13 protein-coding genes are annotated in these 15293 nt (G+C 37.8%); 4 read left to right on the top strand and 9 right to left on the bottom strand.

Annotation, left to right across the window (positions count from 1 at the left end; translation table 11 throughout):
• Positions 1–4: 4 nt before the first annotated feature.
• Genes R3F25_00950 through sdhC form a run of 5 tightly spaced genes read right to left on the bottom strand, consistent with a single transcriptional unit; the run spans position 5 to position 3960 of the window.
• Positions 5–586, bottom strand: coding sequence for a tRNA-(ms[2]io[6]A)-hydroxylase (locus R3F25_00950; protein MEZ5495393.1), 582 nt, complete (start codon positions 584–586; stop codon positions 5–7).
• Between the two features lie 11 nt (positions 587–597).
• Positions 598–1383, bottom strand: a complete 786-nt coding sequence (locus R3F25_00945) for a succinate dehydrogenase iron-sulfur subunit (protein MEZ5495392.1) — start codon at positions 1381–1383, stop codon at positions 598–600.
• Between the two features lies 1 nt (position 1384).
• A complete protein-coding gene (sdhA, locus tag R3F25_00940; GenBank protein MEZ5495391.1) occupies positions 1385–3196 on the bottom strand; it encodes a succinate dehydrogenase flavoprotein subunit in 1812 nt (603 codons plus the stop codon).
• A gap of 10 nt (positions 3197–3206) precedes the next feature.
• A complete protein-coding gene (gene sdhD, locus R3F25_00935) occupies positions 3207–3581 on the bottom strand; it encodes a succinate dehydrogenase, hydrophobic membrane anchor protein (GenBank protein MEZ5495390.1) in 375 nt (124 codons plus the stop codon).
• Between the two features lies 1 nt (position 3582).
• Positions 3583–3960 (bottom strand): succinate dehydrogenase, cytochrome b556 subunit, encoded by a 378-nt coding sequence (sdhC, locus tag R3F25_00930; protein MEZ5495389.1) that lies wholly within the window; start codon positions 3958–3960, stop codon positions 3583–3585.
• 118 nt (positions 3961–4078) lie between these two features.
• Here sdhC and R3F25_00925 point away from each other — a divergent pair, with 118 nt between their 5' ends.
• Positions 4079–4807 (top strand): hypothetical protein, encoded by a 729-nt coding sequence (locus R3F25_00925; protein ID MEZ5495388.1) that lies wholly within the window; start codon positions 4079–4081, stop codon positions 4805–4807.
• A 145-nt stretch (positions 4808–4952) separates the two neighbouring features.
• A complete protein-coding gene (locus R3F25_00920) occupies positions 4953–5756 on the top strand; it encodes a PhnD/SsuA/transferrin family substrate-binding protein (GenBank protein MEZ5495387.1) in 804 nt (267 codons plus the stop codon).
• A 28-nt stretch (positions 5757–5784) separates the two neighbouring features.
• Here R3F25_00920 and R3F25_00915 read toward each other — a convergent pair whose 3' ends face one another.
• The 4 genes from R3F25_00915 to R3F25_00900 form a co-directional block, all read right to left on the bottom strand.
• Positions 5785–6567: a class I SAM-dependent methyltransferase gene (locus R3F25_00915; protein MEZ5495386.1), complete on the bottom strand. Its 783-nt coding sequence runs from the start codon at positions 6565–6567 to the stop codon at positions 5785–5787.
• Positions 6568–6577: 10 nt separating this feature from the next.
• Complete coding sequence (gene pbpC / locus R3F25_00910) at positions 6578–8908, bottom strand: penicillin-binding protein 1C (protein MEZ5495385.1); 2331 nt, start codon at positions 8906–8908, stop codon at positions 6578–6580.
• A 66-nt stretch (positions 8909–8974) separates the two neighbouring features.
• Positions 8975–9172: a hypothetical protein gene (locus tag R3F25_00905; protein MEZ5495384.1), complete on the bottom strand. Its 198-nt coding sequence runs from the start codon at positions 9170–9172 to the stop codon at positions 8975–8977.
• Between the two features lie 16 nt (positions 9173–9188).
• A complete protein-coding gene (locus R3F25_00900) occupies positions 9189–13436 on the bottom strand; it encodes a S8 family serine peptidase (protein MEZ5495383.1) in 4248 nt (1415 codons plus the stop codon).
• A 133-nt stretch (positions 13437–13569) separates the two neighbouring features.
• On the opposite strand from R3F25_00900, the gene thiI reads away from it, so the two are divergent.
• Both thiI and R3F25_00890 read left to right on the top strand, forming a co-directional pair.
• On the top strand, positions 13570–14808 hold the full coding sequence (gene thiI, locus R3F25_00895) for a tRNA uracil 4-sulfurtransferase ThiI (GenBank protein ID MEZ5495382.1): 1239 nt from the start codon (positions 13570–13572) through the stop codon (positions 14806–14808).
• Positions 14795–15283, top strand: coding sequence for a GNAT family N-acetyltransferase (locus R3F25_00890; GenBank protein ID MEZ5495381.1), 489 nt, complete (start codon positions 14795–14797; stop codon positions 15281–15283). The genes thiI and R3F25_00890 overlap by 14 nt, the downstream gene beginning before the upstream one ends.
• Positions 15284–15293 lie beyond the last annotated feature (10 nt).

Raw genomic sequence — 15293 nt, 5'->3', positions numbered from 1 at the left:
AATCTTAATGAACAGCAGCTATGAAAGGGGATTGTTTAACGATTTGAGCTTCAACATCAAGAAGCTCATTCAGGCGTTTTTTGACGCGTTGTTCATCGTAGTATTTATAAGCAAGTTCAATAAATAATTCAAAATGGCGGTACTCAGCTGCTGCTAAACGCTGATAAAAATCTTTAATTTTTGATTCTGCCAATGTTTCACCGACGATTCCGAATCGCTCAGCACCTCGTTTCTCGACGATACTAAACATCAGCAATCGATCCAAAAGATAGTTTTTTGGATCTTTTTTTAATGCCTTCATGAAGGAACCGATATAAAAATTGGTCGTATCCGGTTTTTGTTGCAAGCCTCTTTTGAGCATGATTTTAATGACTTCACGAAAATGAGCCATTTCTTCCATTGCCAAGTCGGTCATATCACGAACGATATGCTCTTTATCCGGATAGTGAACAACCATCGAAAGTGCCAACATCGCTGCTTTTCGCTCATTAGCCGCATGGTCGATTAAAAATTCATCAAAATCCGCCATTACAGCTTCAATCCAGCGAGGATCTGTTTTGCATTTAAGCTCGTAGGAGTGTTGCATTTAAAATTGTTTTACAGGATATGTCTTTCCGCAATTTGTTTTTTAATTTCCGCTATGGCTTTACCCGGATTCAATCCTTTTGGACAAGTATTAGTACAACTCATGATTGTATGACAACGGAACAATTTGAACGGATCTTCAAGTTCTTCCAGTCTCTCGCCGGTATGTTCATCACGCGAATCAGCAATCCAGCGATAAGACTGCAATAAAACAGCCGGTCCTAGGTATCGATCGCCATTCCACCAATAACTTGGGCATGATGTTTGACAACAAGCACACAAAATACATTCGTAAAGTCCATCCAGTTTCTCTCTGTCTTCAATGGATTGAAGTCTTTCGGCATCTGGTAGTGGCACCGAATCGGTTTGAATCCATGGCTGAACCGAGGCATATTGTGCATAAAAATGTGACAAGTTAGGAACCAGGTCTTTGATAACTTCCATGTGTGGAAGTGGGTAAACCGCAATTTCATCACCCTTGCAGTCTTTAATTGATTTCGTACAAGCCAAAGTGTTTGTGCCGTTGATATTCATCGCACAGCTTCCGCAGATTCCTTCACGGCATGAACGTCTGAAAGTTAAAGTGGTGTCAATCTCGTTTTTAACCTTGATTAGAGCATCCAATACCATTGGTCCGCAATTATCCAAATCAATTTCGTAAGTGTCGGTTCTTGGATTTTCTCCGTTATCCGGATTCCAGCGATAAACCTTCAGTTTTTTGATGTTACTAGCACCTTCAGCCTTGAAGTAATTTCCTTTCTGAACTTTTGAATTTTTCGGTAAACTAAACTGTGCCATTTTAATAAACTCTCTTTGCAGGTGGAATGACTTCACATTCGTCAGTTAAGGTGTTCATGTGAACCGGACGATATTGAAAACTGACATTGTGTTTTTCATCAAAATAAGCCAATGTATGCTTCATCCAGTTTTCATCATCTCTGTCTGGACAATCTTCGCGAGCATGAGCTCCGCGTGATTCCTTTCGGTTTTCAGCACCCATAATTGTAACCTTGGCTTGTGCCATCAGGTTTCTGAGTTCCAGAGCTTCGATTAAATCCGTATTCCAAATGAGTGAACGGTCTGTTATTTTCAGATCAGCATATTTTTCCACAATTTCACCAACCAGTTCACAACCTGATTGTAGTGTTTCCTGTGTTCTGAAAACTGCGGCATGTTTCTGCATGGTTTGCTGTAATTCCAAACGTAAATCAGCAGTTGAGCTTTTACCGTCAGCATTGCGGATTTTATCAAATTCTGTAATGATTTTATCAACTGTATCTGTTTGTAAATCTTTGTGCTTAGTTCCGGGTTTAATTGTCTCTGCACAGCGATGTGCTACAGCACGTCCAAATACAACAATATCAAGCAAAGAGTTGGAACCAAGTCGGTTAGCTCCGTGAACTGACACACAGGCAGCTTCACCAATAGCGTATAAACCTTTAACCACAGAATCGGGATTGTCACCAACCAAGTTCACAACTTCGCCGTGATAATTGGTCGGAATGCCACCCATATTGTAGTGAACGGTTGGAAGAACAGGAATAGGTTCTTTGGTAACGTCGACACCGGCAAAAATTTCGGCAGATTCAGCAATTCCCGGTAATCGTTTCTCGATAACTTCAGGTCCAAGGTGTTCCAAATGTAGGTGTATATGATCTTTGTTTGGTCCAACGCCACGTCCTTCATTAATTTCAATCGTCATGGCTCGACTGACAACATCACGAGATGCCAAATCTTTGGCGGAAGGTGCATATCTTTCCATGAAACGTTCACCTTCGGAATTAGTTAAAAATCCACCTTCACCACGCACACCTTCGGTGATTAAACAACCGGCTCCGTATATTCCTGTAGGGTGAAATTGTACGAACTCCATATCTTGTAGTGGTAATCCGGCACGCAAAACCATTCCGTTTCCATCACCGGTGCAAGTATGAGCCGAAGTGCATGAAAAATAGGTGCGACCATAACCACCAGTCGCCAAAATAACTGCATGTCCACGGAATAAATGCAATGTTCCATCAGACATATCCAAAGCGATCACACCTTTACATTCTCCGTCCTCCATTACTAAATCTATGGCAAAGTATTCAATGAAGAAGTTAGCATCATGTTTTAATGATTGCTGATAAAGAGTGTGTAATATGGCATGACCGGTTCTGTCGGCAGCGGCACAAGTTCTTTGAGCAGGAGCTCCTTTTCCATATTCCGTGGTCATACCGCCAAATGGTCTTTGGTAAATTTTTCCGTCTTTTGTGCGAGAAAAAGGCACGCCTTGATGTTCCAATTCAATCACAGCCGGTACAGCTTCTCGACACATATATTCAATCGCATCCTGATCGCCTAACCAATCAGAACCCTTTACCGTATCGTACATGTGCCAACGCCAATCATCTCTGCCCATGTTTCCCAATGAAGCACTCATTCCACCTTGTGCAGCGACAGTATGTGAACGGGTAGGGAACACTTTAGTCACACAAGCAACTGATAAGCCTTCCATCGCCAATCCCATTGTTGCACGCAATCCGGCACCACCAGCACCAACGACAACCGCATCAAATTTGTGTTCTACAATTTTATAACCGAGCGAGCTATTTGTTTTTGTTTCTGACATAATCAAGTCCTTAAGATACTAATTTGAAGAGTGAAAAGACGGATGCAACTATCATTGCAAACATGGCAAATTTAAGTAATACCAATAGTATGAGAGACATTTTTTTATTTCCGACATAATCTTCGATTATAACTTGTAGTCCTAATGCTCCATGATAAACCACTGTGGTTACAAAGAGTGTCATCAAAATTGCCGGAATAGGATTATGCAACCATAAAATCAATGTATCAGGGTGTAAATTTTCCATTGAAACCATTGAATAAACAAACCAAAGTCCCAAAGGAACCATTAAGACAGCAGTTAATCTTTGAGCCCACCAATGCCCAAAGCCGTGCTTAATTGAACCCAAACCTTTTACTTTTTTTGTATCTGAACGATATTGCATTTTAAACTCCTAATGTCCAAACCAGTATGGTTAAAACTGTTGAAACAAGGATAACAGTTATACCTGAGCGATTGATACATTCCACTTTTAATCCGTTGGCTGTATCCCACAGTAAATGACGCATACCATTAAAAAAGTGGTAGAAAAACGTAAAAGTCCACCCGATAAGAAAAACTTTACCAATTGTAGTGGTAAAGAAAGAGTAGATAGTGATTGCTAAGCCTGAGTTAAATGCTAAAGCCAATAACCATAATACGAGTACGAATGCTCCTGCTGTTAAAGCGAGACCTGTTAAACGATGAAGAATAGAGAGTCTGGCTGATAACGGCAGTTTATAAATCTGCAAATGGGGAGATAATGGTCGATTAGAAGATTTCATTAAATCAACTCCTTAATTTTTAAGTGTTTTGATATCATAACTTTGAGCTTGGAATGTTGATTCTATCAGCGTAAAACTCATATTACGCTTTTAAGAATTTAACGACTGCGATATTATAATGGATTCTGATGATAGCCGTAAGGATTTTTTTGTGACAACGACAGATAGTGTAAAAAATTTGATGTTAATCAATTCGATATGTTCTTGTATCAGATTTACCGGTGATGGTATCGAACCTTTTTTAAATAATTTGATTCTTTCAGATGTAAAGTCAATTCCAACGAGTGTTTTTCAATTTAGCGCACTATGTAATCCGAAAGGTCGGATAATCAGTAGTTTTTGGATTTATAAAAACTCTGTATCAGATGTTTTGTTGGTTTGCCCGCAAAATATGGCAAGTGTCTTGATTGACTTTTTTAATATGCGTAAATTCCGAGCAAAAATTAGCATCGAGGAAGTTAAGGTTTATATTGGTATTAGTATTGATGAGTTGATTCTTGCTGAAAATGGTGAGCATGAATATATTAATGAAGATGGCTTTTACAATTATTTGTTTTCTCAAAACTTACCTTGGATTGATGTTAAAAATACAGAGAAATTTATTCCACAACATCTCAACCTGGATCAGCAAAAAGGAGTGATGAGTTTCACCAAAGGTTGTTATCCGGGTCAAGAAATTGTAGCGAGAATTCAATATCTTGGAAAAATAAAAAAGAGAATGAAATTGATGCAGAATGTAGATTCAAACAATCTTCAGAATCTTTCCGACAACGTGGAATTTGTATCGCCAATTATTTATTATTCGTCCAATGGAACATATTCTGTTCAAATAATCGAAACATTGTAACAATTTCTTTTCACAACTTAAATTTGACTTAAAAACAATGAATTGTAGTAACTTTTTAAAATGTTTCCGAAGCCATTTATTGATTTGTGTTATCTAATATGGTAAGAATATAATCTAAAATAAATGCAAAATAGGGCGACAAATTATGCAATTAATAATAAAACCAAAAAAAGGATTTGTGTTCTTAAGTTTATTCATGGCTTTTGTTATTCATGCTGAGCGTTATACACTGGTGATTGAACCAACTTATCCGATTGAGCAAGGTCGAGAAGTATATGAACCCTTGCGCCAATGGCTCAACAAAAAAACAGGTCATGATTTTGAAATCATCATCGACAAAAATTATTATTCCTATTGGCGAAGTGCTAACGGTAGCCGTAATCCTGACTTCACACTAGATGCCTCGCATGTAGCTGCTTTCAGAGCTCAGAAAAAAGACTATAAGTATGTCTTAACAACACAGGAGCCATTATCTTTCCACTTAGTTTGTCTGGATGAACCTTATGATGGTGAAACAGTTCAGGAATTTATGGCCAATAAAAGAATTGTAATGTTGCCAAGTCCTAGTTTGGCAACTGTTTATTTTAATAAATGGTTCACTGATTTATTTTCAGCTCCGAGCAAAGATGTAACAGCATTATCATGGCAGGAAGCAGTTGAAATTGTGTTTGATGGAAGTGCAGATGCTGCGATTGTTCCGAACTGGATGTTTGATTTATATCCCAATTTTGCCTCATTGCTTGAAAGCGACAGTATTCCCGGATCGACTTTTATGGCATCAACAAATGTCCCTGAAAATGTTGTTAATCAATTTAAAAATGCTTTGATGCAGCTTAATGGAAATGATGAGGCTTATGATGTCTTATTAGAGCTTAACACCAAAGGGTTTAAAGAGCCGCATCCTAATGACTATGAAGATTTGATGAAGCTGTTGCCGGGTGTTTATTAAACAAGTTAAGTTTAATAAAATCAAAAAATTAGGGTAAGGCTACGATATAGCAGACCCAGCCGGCATCAGCAGTTCCGACTTTTGCTGGCTTGAATACGCCGTCTCCTTCACCGCTTTCTTCGTCAGTTCCCTCCCAATAAATGTCAACTTGTGAGAAACCGGCTTCCAGCAATAACTCTTGCAATTCCGGTAATGTCCAGAGTCTCCAATAATAGGAGAATGCTCGGTTGAGTTCTTCACCTTTATCAGTTTTGAAGTGGATATAGCATTGCATTTGTGAATTGATAGGGTTAAATGTGGCTTGTTCCCAAATATATGTAAATCCTTCACATTCTCTTTCTTCGGTTAATTCTTTTGCAGCCTCATAACCTCCAAACGCATCCAGAAAAAATATTCCGGTTGGTTCAAGAGAGTTTTTTACTGATACAAAATATTCTTTCATGGTTTGGCGTTCCATAAACAGAAAATAGCTAAAATTCATTGCTAAAATCACATCCATTTTAGTGATGTCTGAACTTCTGACATCGGCAACTTTATAAGTCAAATTTTCCGGATGGCTGAGTTGAGAGCAGACATTATCAATTCCCCATTGAACAACTTCTTCATCCAAATCAACGGCCCATGCTTTGTTCTGAGTATTTCGTTTCACCCATTCAGCCGATGTTTGCCCTGTTCCGGAGAAATCTTCACGAAGAAAGCGTGCTTCATTTCCACGAATTTCTTTATAAGTTGCTTCAACAAAATCGATTTCAGCTTCAACACACTGAACCGATTCCTGATACATTTGATATTTGTCCTTTTTAATTGTCATGAAATTTTAATCAGAGTTTAACAGAAAATTCGATTTCAGCGTAATTTGCACTATCATCGATAAGAGTAATTTTGTAAGAGCCTGATTTTAATTCAGATAGCAGTAATTTGCTATCATTATCATTTTGAAGTTTGCCGTTTACAAACCAATAGTTTTTACCATTTGACCCCACAGATTCAAGCATAACTTCTGGCATTATTGAGGAATTTGCTTCAGGATAAAGCACAGAATTTTCATGTATTCCTTTGATTTGTAAAGAATTATTCGATTGAGAAATCAAACAATTAGGGTTGTATGGGGGTAAAAAAGAATTACGTCTTAATGGCTTGGGAATCCATGGTTCGAGAACTCTTGGCCATACTACAAACTCTTTAATTTCGGTTGAATCTGTTTGGCAATTTGGTAATACCCGAAGTCCCGAATTTTTATCGAGTTGAGCATTTATAATTAAATTCTCTGCTAGTTCTGAGTTTGACGAAGATAAAGTTGGTGGAGCTAACTCATCAATTAAGTATGCATGTTTCTGAATATGACAAAACTCTTTTTTTTGAGATGTTATCTTCGTTCCCAAGGGCCAGCAAATGATGTCAGATTGCACATTAAGAGGTTGTTCAATGTTCTGTTTATATTGCTCCGGTAGGATGGAGAAGATTCTTTGTAATAAGGGGACTGCGGTTTGTCTGCCGCTATTATTTTCAACCGGTGTACCATCTGCATGTCCCAGCCAGATTGCAATAGTCACTTTTTTATTGACAGCGATTACCCAAGAATCTCTTGAGCCATAACTGGTTCCTGTTTTAAAGGCTATATCTTCACTTGATTTAAATTGCCGTGAATGAATTGATTCGAGCGAAGACTGAGAGAGTATGTTTTGTATCACCCAAGCGCTCGATTCGCTTAAAACAGGATATTCTGTTAATTCATCATTAACCGTAAATCTTATTTTGCCTGACTTTCCTTTTCGTCCGAGGCTGGAGAATAGGCCTGCGAGTTCTTGCATATTCACTCCGCCACCGCCTAATGCAATTGATAAATTTGGTTTAGCTGAATCCGGTAATGATAAATTTAAACCGGCATTTATCATTTTGGCATAAAACTTCTCTGAACTGATTTCATTTAAAACTTGCACTGCCGGCATATTGAGTGAACGCAATAGTGCTTGAGAGGTACTAACAGCTCCATGAAACATATTATCGAAATTTTTAGGGCGATAACCATCAAATGATTGTGGAATATCAAAAAGAAGCGATTGTGAGTGAATAATCCCTTCATCTAATGCGATACCATAGATAAATGGCTTGAGAGTCGAGCCTGGCGATCGAACGGACTGAATCATATCAACATAACCGTTACGATTATGGCTGAAAAAGTCAGCACTGCCAATATATGTAAGAGTATTTAGAGTTTCATTGTCGATAATTAGAACAGAAGCACTCAGTTCTTCAGAAATTAATTCAACGTAACTTTTTACCAGAGTTTCAAGCTCTGTTTGAAGTTCTATATCAATGGTTGAATGAATAATTTGTTGTTGGTGAAATTGTTGAGCTAGTTGGCGCGATAGAAGTGGGGAAAGCATTGGGTTACGATTAAACTCGGATTGAACCGATTCTTGTATGGCGTCATTAATTATTCTTTCTGACCAAATATTTTGCTCATTCAAACGATTTAACAATTTATTTCGAGCCGTTTCCGCTTTCTGTGGATATTTATCCGGACGAAATCGAGATGGTGATTGTGGCATTACCGCTAGTAAGGCAGCTTCTGAATGTGTGAGTTCGTTTGCGTTTTTACCCAAATATGTGAAACTGGCTGCCTGAACCCCTTCAATTGTTCCTCCAAACGGGGCATAGTTTAAGTAATATTCTAGAATTTCGTCTTTGCTCAAGTGCCATTCCAATTGCAACGCCATAAACATTTGTCGAATTTTTCCACTTAATGTTTTTTTATGTGGTTTGAGTATTCGGGCAACTTGCATAGTTAGTGTTGAAGCACCGGAAACTGCTTCTCCGTGCCAAATCCATTGTCCAAATGCTCTTAGTACAGCCAAGGGATTAACACCAAAATGCTTGTAGAAATAACGATCTTCGTATTGAATCAAGGCTTCCAAATAGAGTGGTGAAACATCTGTAATTGAAACCGGATATCGCCAGACTCCATTGGAGTCAGGAAATGCTCGTAAGATATGACCATCTTTATCTACAACGATTTGAGCAAAACTTCTGTTATTAAATTCTTCAAGTGGAAGAGGGAATATTCGATCTATAATCAGAAAAATTACAAATAAAACCAGCACTGTGAGAGCTAGTCTCTTAAACCATTTTTTTAGTTTGTTTTTCCACATGTAGATATTCTAACAAACAGATGTGTTGATAGTGTGGCAATTAATGGCTTTTAAATTCTTTTTGTTTTACTCGGTATCCGTCTGATTAAAATAGATGTACATAGCAACGAACAAAATCGCAGGAATCCAGAACAACTTTGTCAGGATTCCTGAAATAATATATGTAAGGAACACAATCAGCTTGCTTTGATTGGTGAATTTAGCCACCTTTAGTGAAATTAACACTACAATCAGGAATATTAACTCAAGCCATATATTTGTCATTCTGTTTAATTTTTTACTAACGATTATGAGGTAACGTATCGAGCATATAAGATATATTGTCTCTTTGCCATGACATCTCATCATTACCATTTTGATATCTAATATCAACACTCAAGATACCATCATCAGCGTCTCCAGAGTTATCAAACAATGTCAAAGTTAAACTGCCTGCAGAAGTCCCTTGAAGTTCTGTTGGTTGTCCAATTCTTGAAAAACCTAGATACTCAAACATTTCGATTGTTATTGGCTCTCCAATCACAAATCCGGGTTCAACTCCCTGAACCCATCTGGGAGTACCATCTTCATCGTAATAATAGATTGTTACAACAATATTATCTCTCAAAAATGCTATAGATATTCCCCATCCTCCATCTATACTACCTCCCCACCATGTCCCACCAAAATCAATTTGTGGATAGTTTTGTTCAGCAATTATTGGTTCAATGCACCATTCTCCGGACTGGCTTCCCAGTTGCCACTTAGCAAGAGCTGTATTATCTCTGCGTTCAAAACCATCATTACATGCTGCAGAGTTATTCACATCTTCATTAAAGTCAATTTGTAGTATGTTTGTTTCCTCTGTATTCATAAGAGTTATCATACCTGAGACATTCCCGGGAGATTCTGATGGTATGTAATTTGTCTTTAATAGTGTATTTGAATCCATATTGATATTCAAGATATTGTCTTCTAATTGAGCCAGAGAAGTGTACCACTCTGGTGTTCCATCTTCTTTGTATGTAAAAAACACAGTAAAATATAAATTGACATTTCTTATTTGTTCAATAACAAAACCATGTCCACTTTTGCTTCTATCAAAATAATATCCCGGTTGTATTTTATTGGTATTCACTGTACATGAATTTGGAATTTGCACGTTTGGATACTTAATGCTGTCAATATAAAAGCCTTCCATTTCAACTCCGGGGTCGGTTGATAGGCGCCATCTTATTTTCACGTTCTGACCAGAATAAGCGGATAAATCGTGGCTGAATGGTTGGAAGTATGTATTACTGCCGCTAAATGCTCCGTGTGTACTTGGATAACCACAGGCATTTACAGGATTTGTAGTTGTTTCAGAGAAATCACCGGGATATCCACCATCTGGTGGCAAATCGAACCATGTTTGCCCGTTATCTGTAGAAATTTCAACAACAACACCATCCCAGTTTTCTTCCAGATTAAACCGAGCTTTATATTCTATTGTGGGATTAGCAATGCCTGAAAGAGGAATTGTATTGGTTACTATTTCACCGCATGTATTTGCAGGATAACCGGAATCGGGCTCACCGGTTTTGTAACTCAACTCACCATCAGCTGAGCGATTAGAAACAATTTGCCACGGAGTATTTAAATTCATTATTGAGATATTATCAACATCTTCCAATAAATTACCATAACTGTCAACGAAGCCATTTCCTACCGCTTTGCCCAAAACTTTAACTGATCCTGAAGATTCATTTCCTCCATTTGGGCCATTTCCTGAAGAGCTATTATCTTCCGCCCTGACAATATAAAAAACTGGAATATCCGGTGCAAAGATATCATCAAACGAAGTAGAGGTAACTGTTTTTAAGAGATTTTCAGCAGATGGAATGAAATTAGGGTTCTCAGAGCGGTAAATGTTGTATTTGATATTTGGGCTTGATGAGCAATTGCTTGTTGCTGAACTCCATTGTAATTCTGCATGACACATGTTACCAACATTATCAACTATCTCAACTGAGCTTTGATTAAATGTAGGAGGAGTGTCGCAAGCCTGAGCAGATACAACTTCAGCACAACTATTTGACAATGAACCTAATTGTTTATGCTGTGCAGATCTAATTTTATAAGCATAACTTAATCCATTGTGAGTTCTGAAATCTGTAAAACTATTGGACTCTGAACGACCTGCGTAGCGAGCTTTACTGAAATCAGCTGTAGAACATGTTCCTTCAACGCGATAGATTTCAAAGTAATCGGCATTGCTACCGCCGGACCAACTGATTTCAACTCCGTTATTACCCATCATTTCAGCATTGAGCCCGGAAGCAGAAGTTAAACTTCCGGGATTAGAGTTTATATTATCAAAGTGACCCGTAGCAACTAATGCAAAGCCTTGTCGGAAGGAATTGGAGTCGCCATTGCCGGGAATATCAGTTCCTTTGATTGTAATTGTATAAATCCCTTCTACAGGGTTTTGCAATTTGACTTGTTCAACAGTATTAATAGTATCATAATCACCATCTGTTGAAGATTGTGCAACATCTGAAAAGTTGTTGCCTTTGTAGTTAGTATTTCCTATTTGGACTTCTAGGTCGAGGTTGTTAACCAGAGTTTTGCCACCACCTGAAGTTGCTGCAACATCGTACCATGCAAGAGTGACTGAGAACTCTTTATCACTTTTCACACCGAGTTTAAATTCATAAGTTTCATTCGTTTTTAGCCCGTTGTCGTTTTCAACCTCCCAAACTCTGAGCTGTTTACTACTATCGTTAAACATAATAGAATTCGATAGATTAACTCTTCCCCAACCCACATTTTTATTGAAATGTCCACCTGAAGTACCTGCACCATTAATCAAAGTGGCTTTCATTAAAGGTCCTGTTGGTATATGTGAATCTGCAGAATTTTTTTGACCAGAAGGATAAAATCCATCTGTGAAGTATTGTCGGAGTAATGCAGAAGCACCTGCAGCAATTGGTGTAGCCATCGAAGTCCCTGATTTCGTTGTACGGGCAGCCGGTGAAATAGAGGTGGTGTTTTCTGAATCATTCTGTGCTGATTCTACACTGGAGCCGGTAGTTGCAATGTCTGGTTTGATTCTGCCATCATCTGTTGGACCACGGCTTGAGAATGTAGCAACAACGGAAGCATTACCGTGTCCTAATGCGCCAACTGTCATAGCATTTTTAGAATTGCCCGGTGAACCAATAGTATTTGAGGCAACTCCGTCATTACCTGCAGCAAACAAAATGAGCATATCTTCATATTCACGAAGATGTCTGTCCAGATACAAGTCAGAAATAGTATATGCACCATCTCCATCAGCACCATAAGAGTTTGAATGGATTCTAGCACCGGCATTGTATGCTTGTTGCCACATTGGATAGCTGCCTTGCCCTGTTAGCGCACCTTCGTCATCCTCGTCTTCACCACCAATATCCTGGAACAGAATCTGAGCATTCGGAGCCATACCATCGTCATTATCATATCCTGATGAAGTCGGGGATGAAATTCGACCTGCCGATCCATTTGAAATGGAATCCAATCTATCCGCCGCAACTGAACCTGTCACATGTGTTCCATGTCCGGATTCATCATAGGCGAGTGCCCCCGGCATGACAAAATATCCAATCACTTTACGGTTAGGGTATAAAGTTCCCAGTGAAGGAGGATTAGTTGATTCAGCAGACGTAACCTGATGCGTTATACTCATTCCATTATTATAATGTACAAACCAATCTTCATCTGAATCCAATCCGCTATCAGCAACACCAATAATTTGTCCGGTACCAAATAGACCCTTATTCCAAATTGGTGTATTGATTGGAATATAGTTGTCATCAGCAGGACGTCCGCCTGAATCTGCATTAGCTTGTATAGCAGAAACTGCTTCAGTATTAGCGAACTTCATTGGTTTGACAATATCAACAAATCTGACCTCATCAATTTGTGCTAATGATTGAATGGATTGAAGAATATTTCTGTTTTGAATTTTTAGAAATACATCATTGCTTTCGGTTTTTCTTAAAAGTTCAGCATTTGGGAGAAATTTCCGAATCAATACCTCAAGTTTATCATTCGGATAATTTTCAAAAACTGAAACAACTAACTCATAATCCAATTGTGGTTTAAGATTTTTTTCCCATAAGTGAGGTGGTACTTTAAAATTAGATTGATAAGGCCCAATCCAACGGATATTCTTATCACTCTCAATGGATTGCAACTCTTTGGAATTGGCAACAATAAAGGCATTATTAGGTAAATATGATAATACTTTAATCCCTTTTTTGATTAACCATTGTGATCTCGCCTGCCCTTTATTAAACTGTATGATTGAATATTTTTCAGATTTTTTTTCAGTAACTTTTGACTCCGAAAAACTCAGTTTTTCGGTTAATGGATCAAATACACCAACAGAAAGGAGTAATTGATTTTCAGAAGCATTTTTTATCCCTTCTACAGAGGGGAATCCGGCTTTAAGAATTGTTTTTTCGGCAGAATTTACAATTCCTGAGAATACAAAAGTACCTAAAATTAAAAATAAATGTTTTTTCATCACATACATACAGTTAACACATAGTAGAAAAAGTATAATAATATTCGTCATAAATAACAATGTTCTGTTATTGAAAGCTGAATATATGTCATGTAAAATCCGACAACACATCGCAATATCTCATTCACTGATAATGAAAAACCGAATTATTTTGCACTACGGGGAATTAACCCTGAAAGGTTGCAACCGACAGACTTTTGTAAAAAAACTGCGAATCAATGTTCGTCATAAAGTTAAAGCACTCAATCTTAATTGGGATGTCAAGTCAATTCATGATCGCATGTTTATTGATATTCCTGAAGATTTTTCCGGAGATATTGATTCTATTGCAGCTAAATTAGCTGAAGTACCGGGAGTAGCATGGCTTAGTCGTGTGTATTGGTTTTCGGCAAAGAAATATCATATTTTTGAAGGAATTCCAAACTTAGCTGAAGCGGAAAATTTGATTGAAAAGTTAGCAAATGATAATTATAAAGAGGGAAAAAGTTTCGCGGTTCGTGTGAAACGATCAGATAAAAGATTCCAACTCAGTTCCAGAGGTTTAGAGATTCAATTAGCAACTGTTATTTTGAAAAATACAGAATGGAAAAATGTGAATTTAAAACACGCTGATCAGTATTTTTATGTGGATATTTCATCAAGAGGAATGGCGATTCACACTAACAGAATACAAGCAATTGGTGGATTACCGGTGTCTTCGACAGGAAGGATTATGTGTTTGCTTTCCGGTGGTTTTGACTCTCCAATTGCCGCTTATCTAACTGCTAAAAGAGGATGTAATGTGGATTTTATTCACTTTACTGCCAGTAATCTTCAGTCATCCAAACTTGAAGAATATAAAGTTTCAAAAATTGCTAAACGAATTAGTGAATTTGCCGGAAAAGTGAGGTTGTTTCTGGTTCCTTATACCCATTTTGATTTGGCACTAATGGATCAAAAGCTGGAATATGATTTGATATTATTCCGACGTTTTATGGCTCGGGTTGCTGAGAATTTAGCACAACAAGTTCATGCGCAATGTTTGGTAACAGGTGATAATTTGGGTCAGGTTGCATCACAAACAATGGAGAATATTGTCAGTATGACAAAATCGGTTGATATGCCGATTTTAAGACCCTTACTAACTTACAATAAGGGCGAAATTGTGGAAATATCACGAGAACTTGATTTGTTTGATATTTGTGTTGAGCCTTACAAAGATTGTTGTGCATTGATAAGTAACTCACCTAAAACAAAATCACTACATGAAAAATTGAATAATATTGAAAATGCTGCATTTGATGATTATGACGAACTAGTCAAAGAAACCTTAGAAGAAATGCAGGTTGTTGCATATCAATTTGGAAACAAGATAGATTATGTCTGGAATTAATATTCGCGATGTTCAACCACAAGATAACGATGCACTCAATCGTCTGGTGCATGTTACTTTGGAAGAATTTGGTGCTTGTGGCGATGGATTTGCCATGGCTGATGCGGAATTACTCGATATGTACTCAAACTACCAAAAAAAAGGAAAACATTATTTTGTCGTTGAATTGAATAGACAAGTTCTTGGTGGAGCCGGAATTGCCCCTTTGGACGGTGAGGAAGAGTCTGGAATATGTGAGTTGAGAAAAATGTATTTCTTTCCTGAGTTAAGAGGTCAGGGCGTTGGTAAAACTCTGATTGATCAATGTATCGAAAAAGCGAAAGAAATGGGCTATCACTCAATGTATCTCGAAACAATTCATGAAATGAAAACAGCTCAAAAGCTCTATCGGAGTAGGGGCTTTGAATATCTCAATGAAAGAATGGGCAACACAGGGCATCATGGTTGCCCTGTATTTATGCTCAAAAAATTGTAATCTGGTTTTT

This window comes from Gammaproteobacteria bacterium, assembly GCA_041395445.1.
GTDB lineage: Bacteria > Pseudomonadota > Gammaproteobacteria > Xanthomonadales > Marinicellaceae > NORP309.
This window is presented reverse-complemented; position numbering and strand designations above follow the sequence as displayed.

Excerpts from the sequence above, each read along its gene's own strand:
- R3F25_00905 (MEZ5495384.1), bottom strand. The coding sequence starts at position 9,172 with ATGACAAATATATGGCTTGAGTTAATATTCCTGATTGTAGTGTTAATT.
- thiI (MEZ5495382.1), top strand. The coding sequence starts at position 13,570 with ATGAAAAACCGAATTATTTTGCACTACGGGGAATTAACCCTGAAAGGT.
- R3F25_00945 (MEZ5495392.1), bottom strand. The coding sequence starts at position 1,383 with ATGGCACAGTTTAGTTTACCGAAAAATTCAAAAGTTCAGAAAGGAAAT.
- R3F25_00925 (MEZ5495388.1), top strand. The coding sequence starts at position 4,079 with ATGGATTCTGATGATAGCCGTAAGGATTTTTTTGTGACAACGACAGAT.
- sdhC (MEZ5495389.1), bottom strand. The coding sequence starts at position 3,960 with ATGAAATCTTCTAATCGACCATTATCTCCCCATTTGCAGATTTATAAA.
- sdhA (MEZ5495391.1), bottom strand. The coding sequence starts at position 3,196 with ATGTCAGAAACAAAAACAAATAGCTCGCTCGGTTATAAAATTGTAGAA.
- sdhD (MEZ5495390.1), bottom strand. The coding sequence starts at position 3,581 with ATGCAATATCGTTCAGATACAAAAAAAGTAAAAGGTTTGGGTTCAATT.
- R3F25_00900 (MEZ5495383.1), bottom strand. The coding sequence starts at position 13,436 with ATGAAAAAACATTTATTTTTAATTTTAGGTACTTTTGTATTCTCAGGA.
- pbpC (MEZ5495385.1), bottom strand. The coding sequence starts at position 8,908 with ATGTGGAAAAACAAACTAAAAAAATGGTTTAAGAGACTAGCTCTCACA.
- R3F25_00915 (MEZ5495386.1), bottom strand. The coding sequence starts at position 6,567 with ATGACAATTAAAAAGGACAAATATCAAATGTATCAGGAATCGGTTCAG.
- R3F25_00920 (MEZ5495387.1), top strand. The coding sequence starts at position 4,953 with ATGCAATTAATAATAAAACCAAAAAAAGGATTTGTGTTCTTAAGTTTA.
- R3F25_00890 (MEZ5495381.1), top strand. The coding sequence starts at position 14,795 with ATGTCTGGAATTAATATTCGCGATGTTCAACCACAAGATAACGATGCA.
- R3F25_00950 (MEZ5495393.1), bottom strand. The coding sequence starts at position 586 with ATGCAACACTCCTACGAGCTTAAATGCAAAACAGATCCTCGCTGGATT.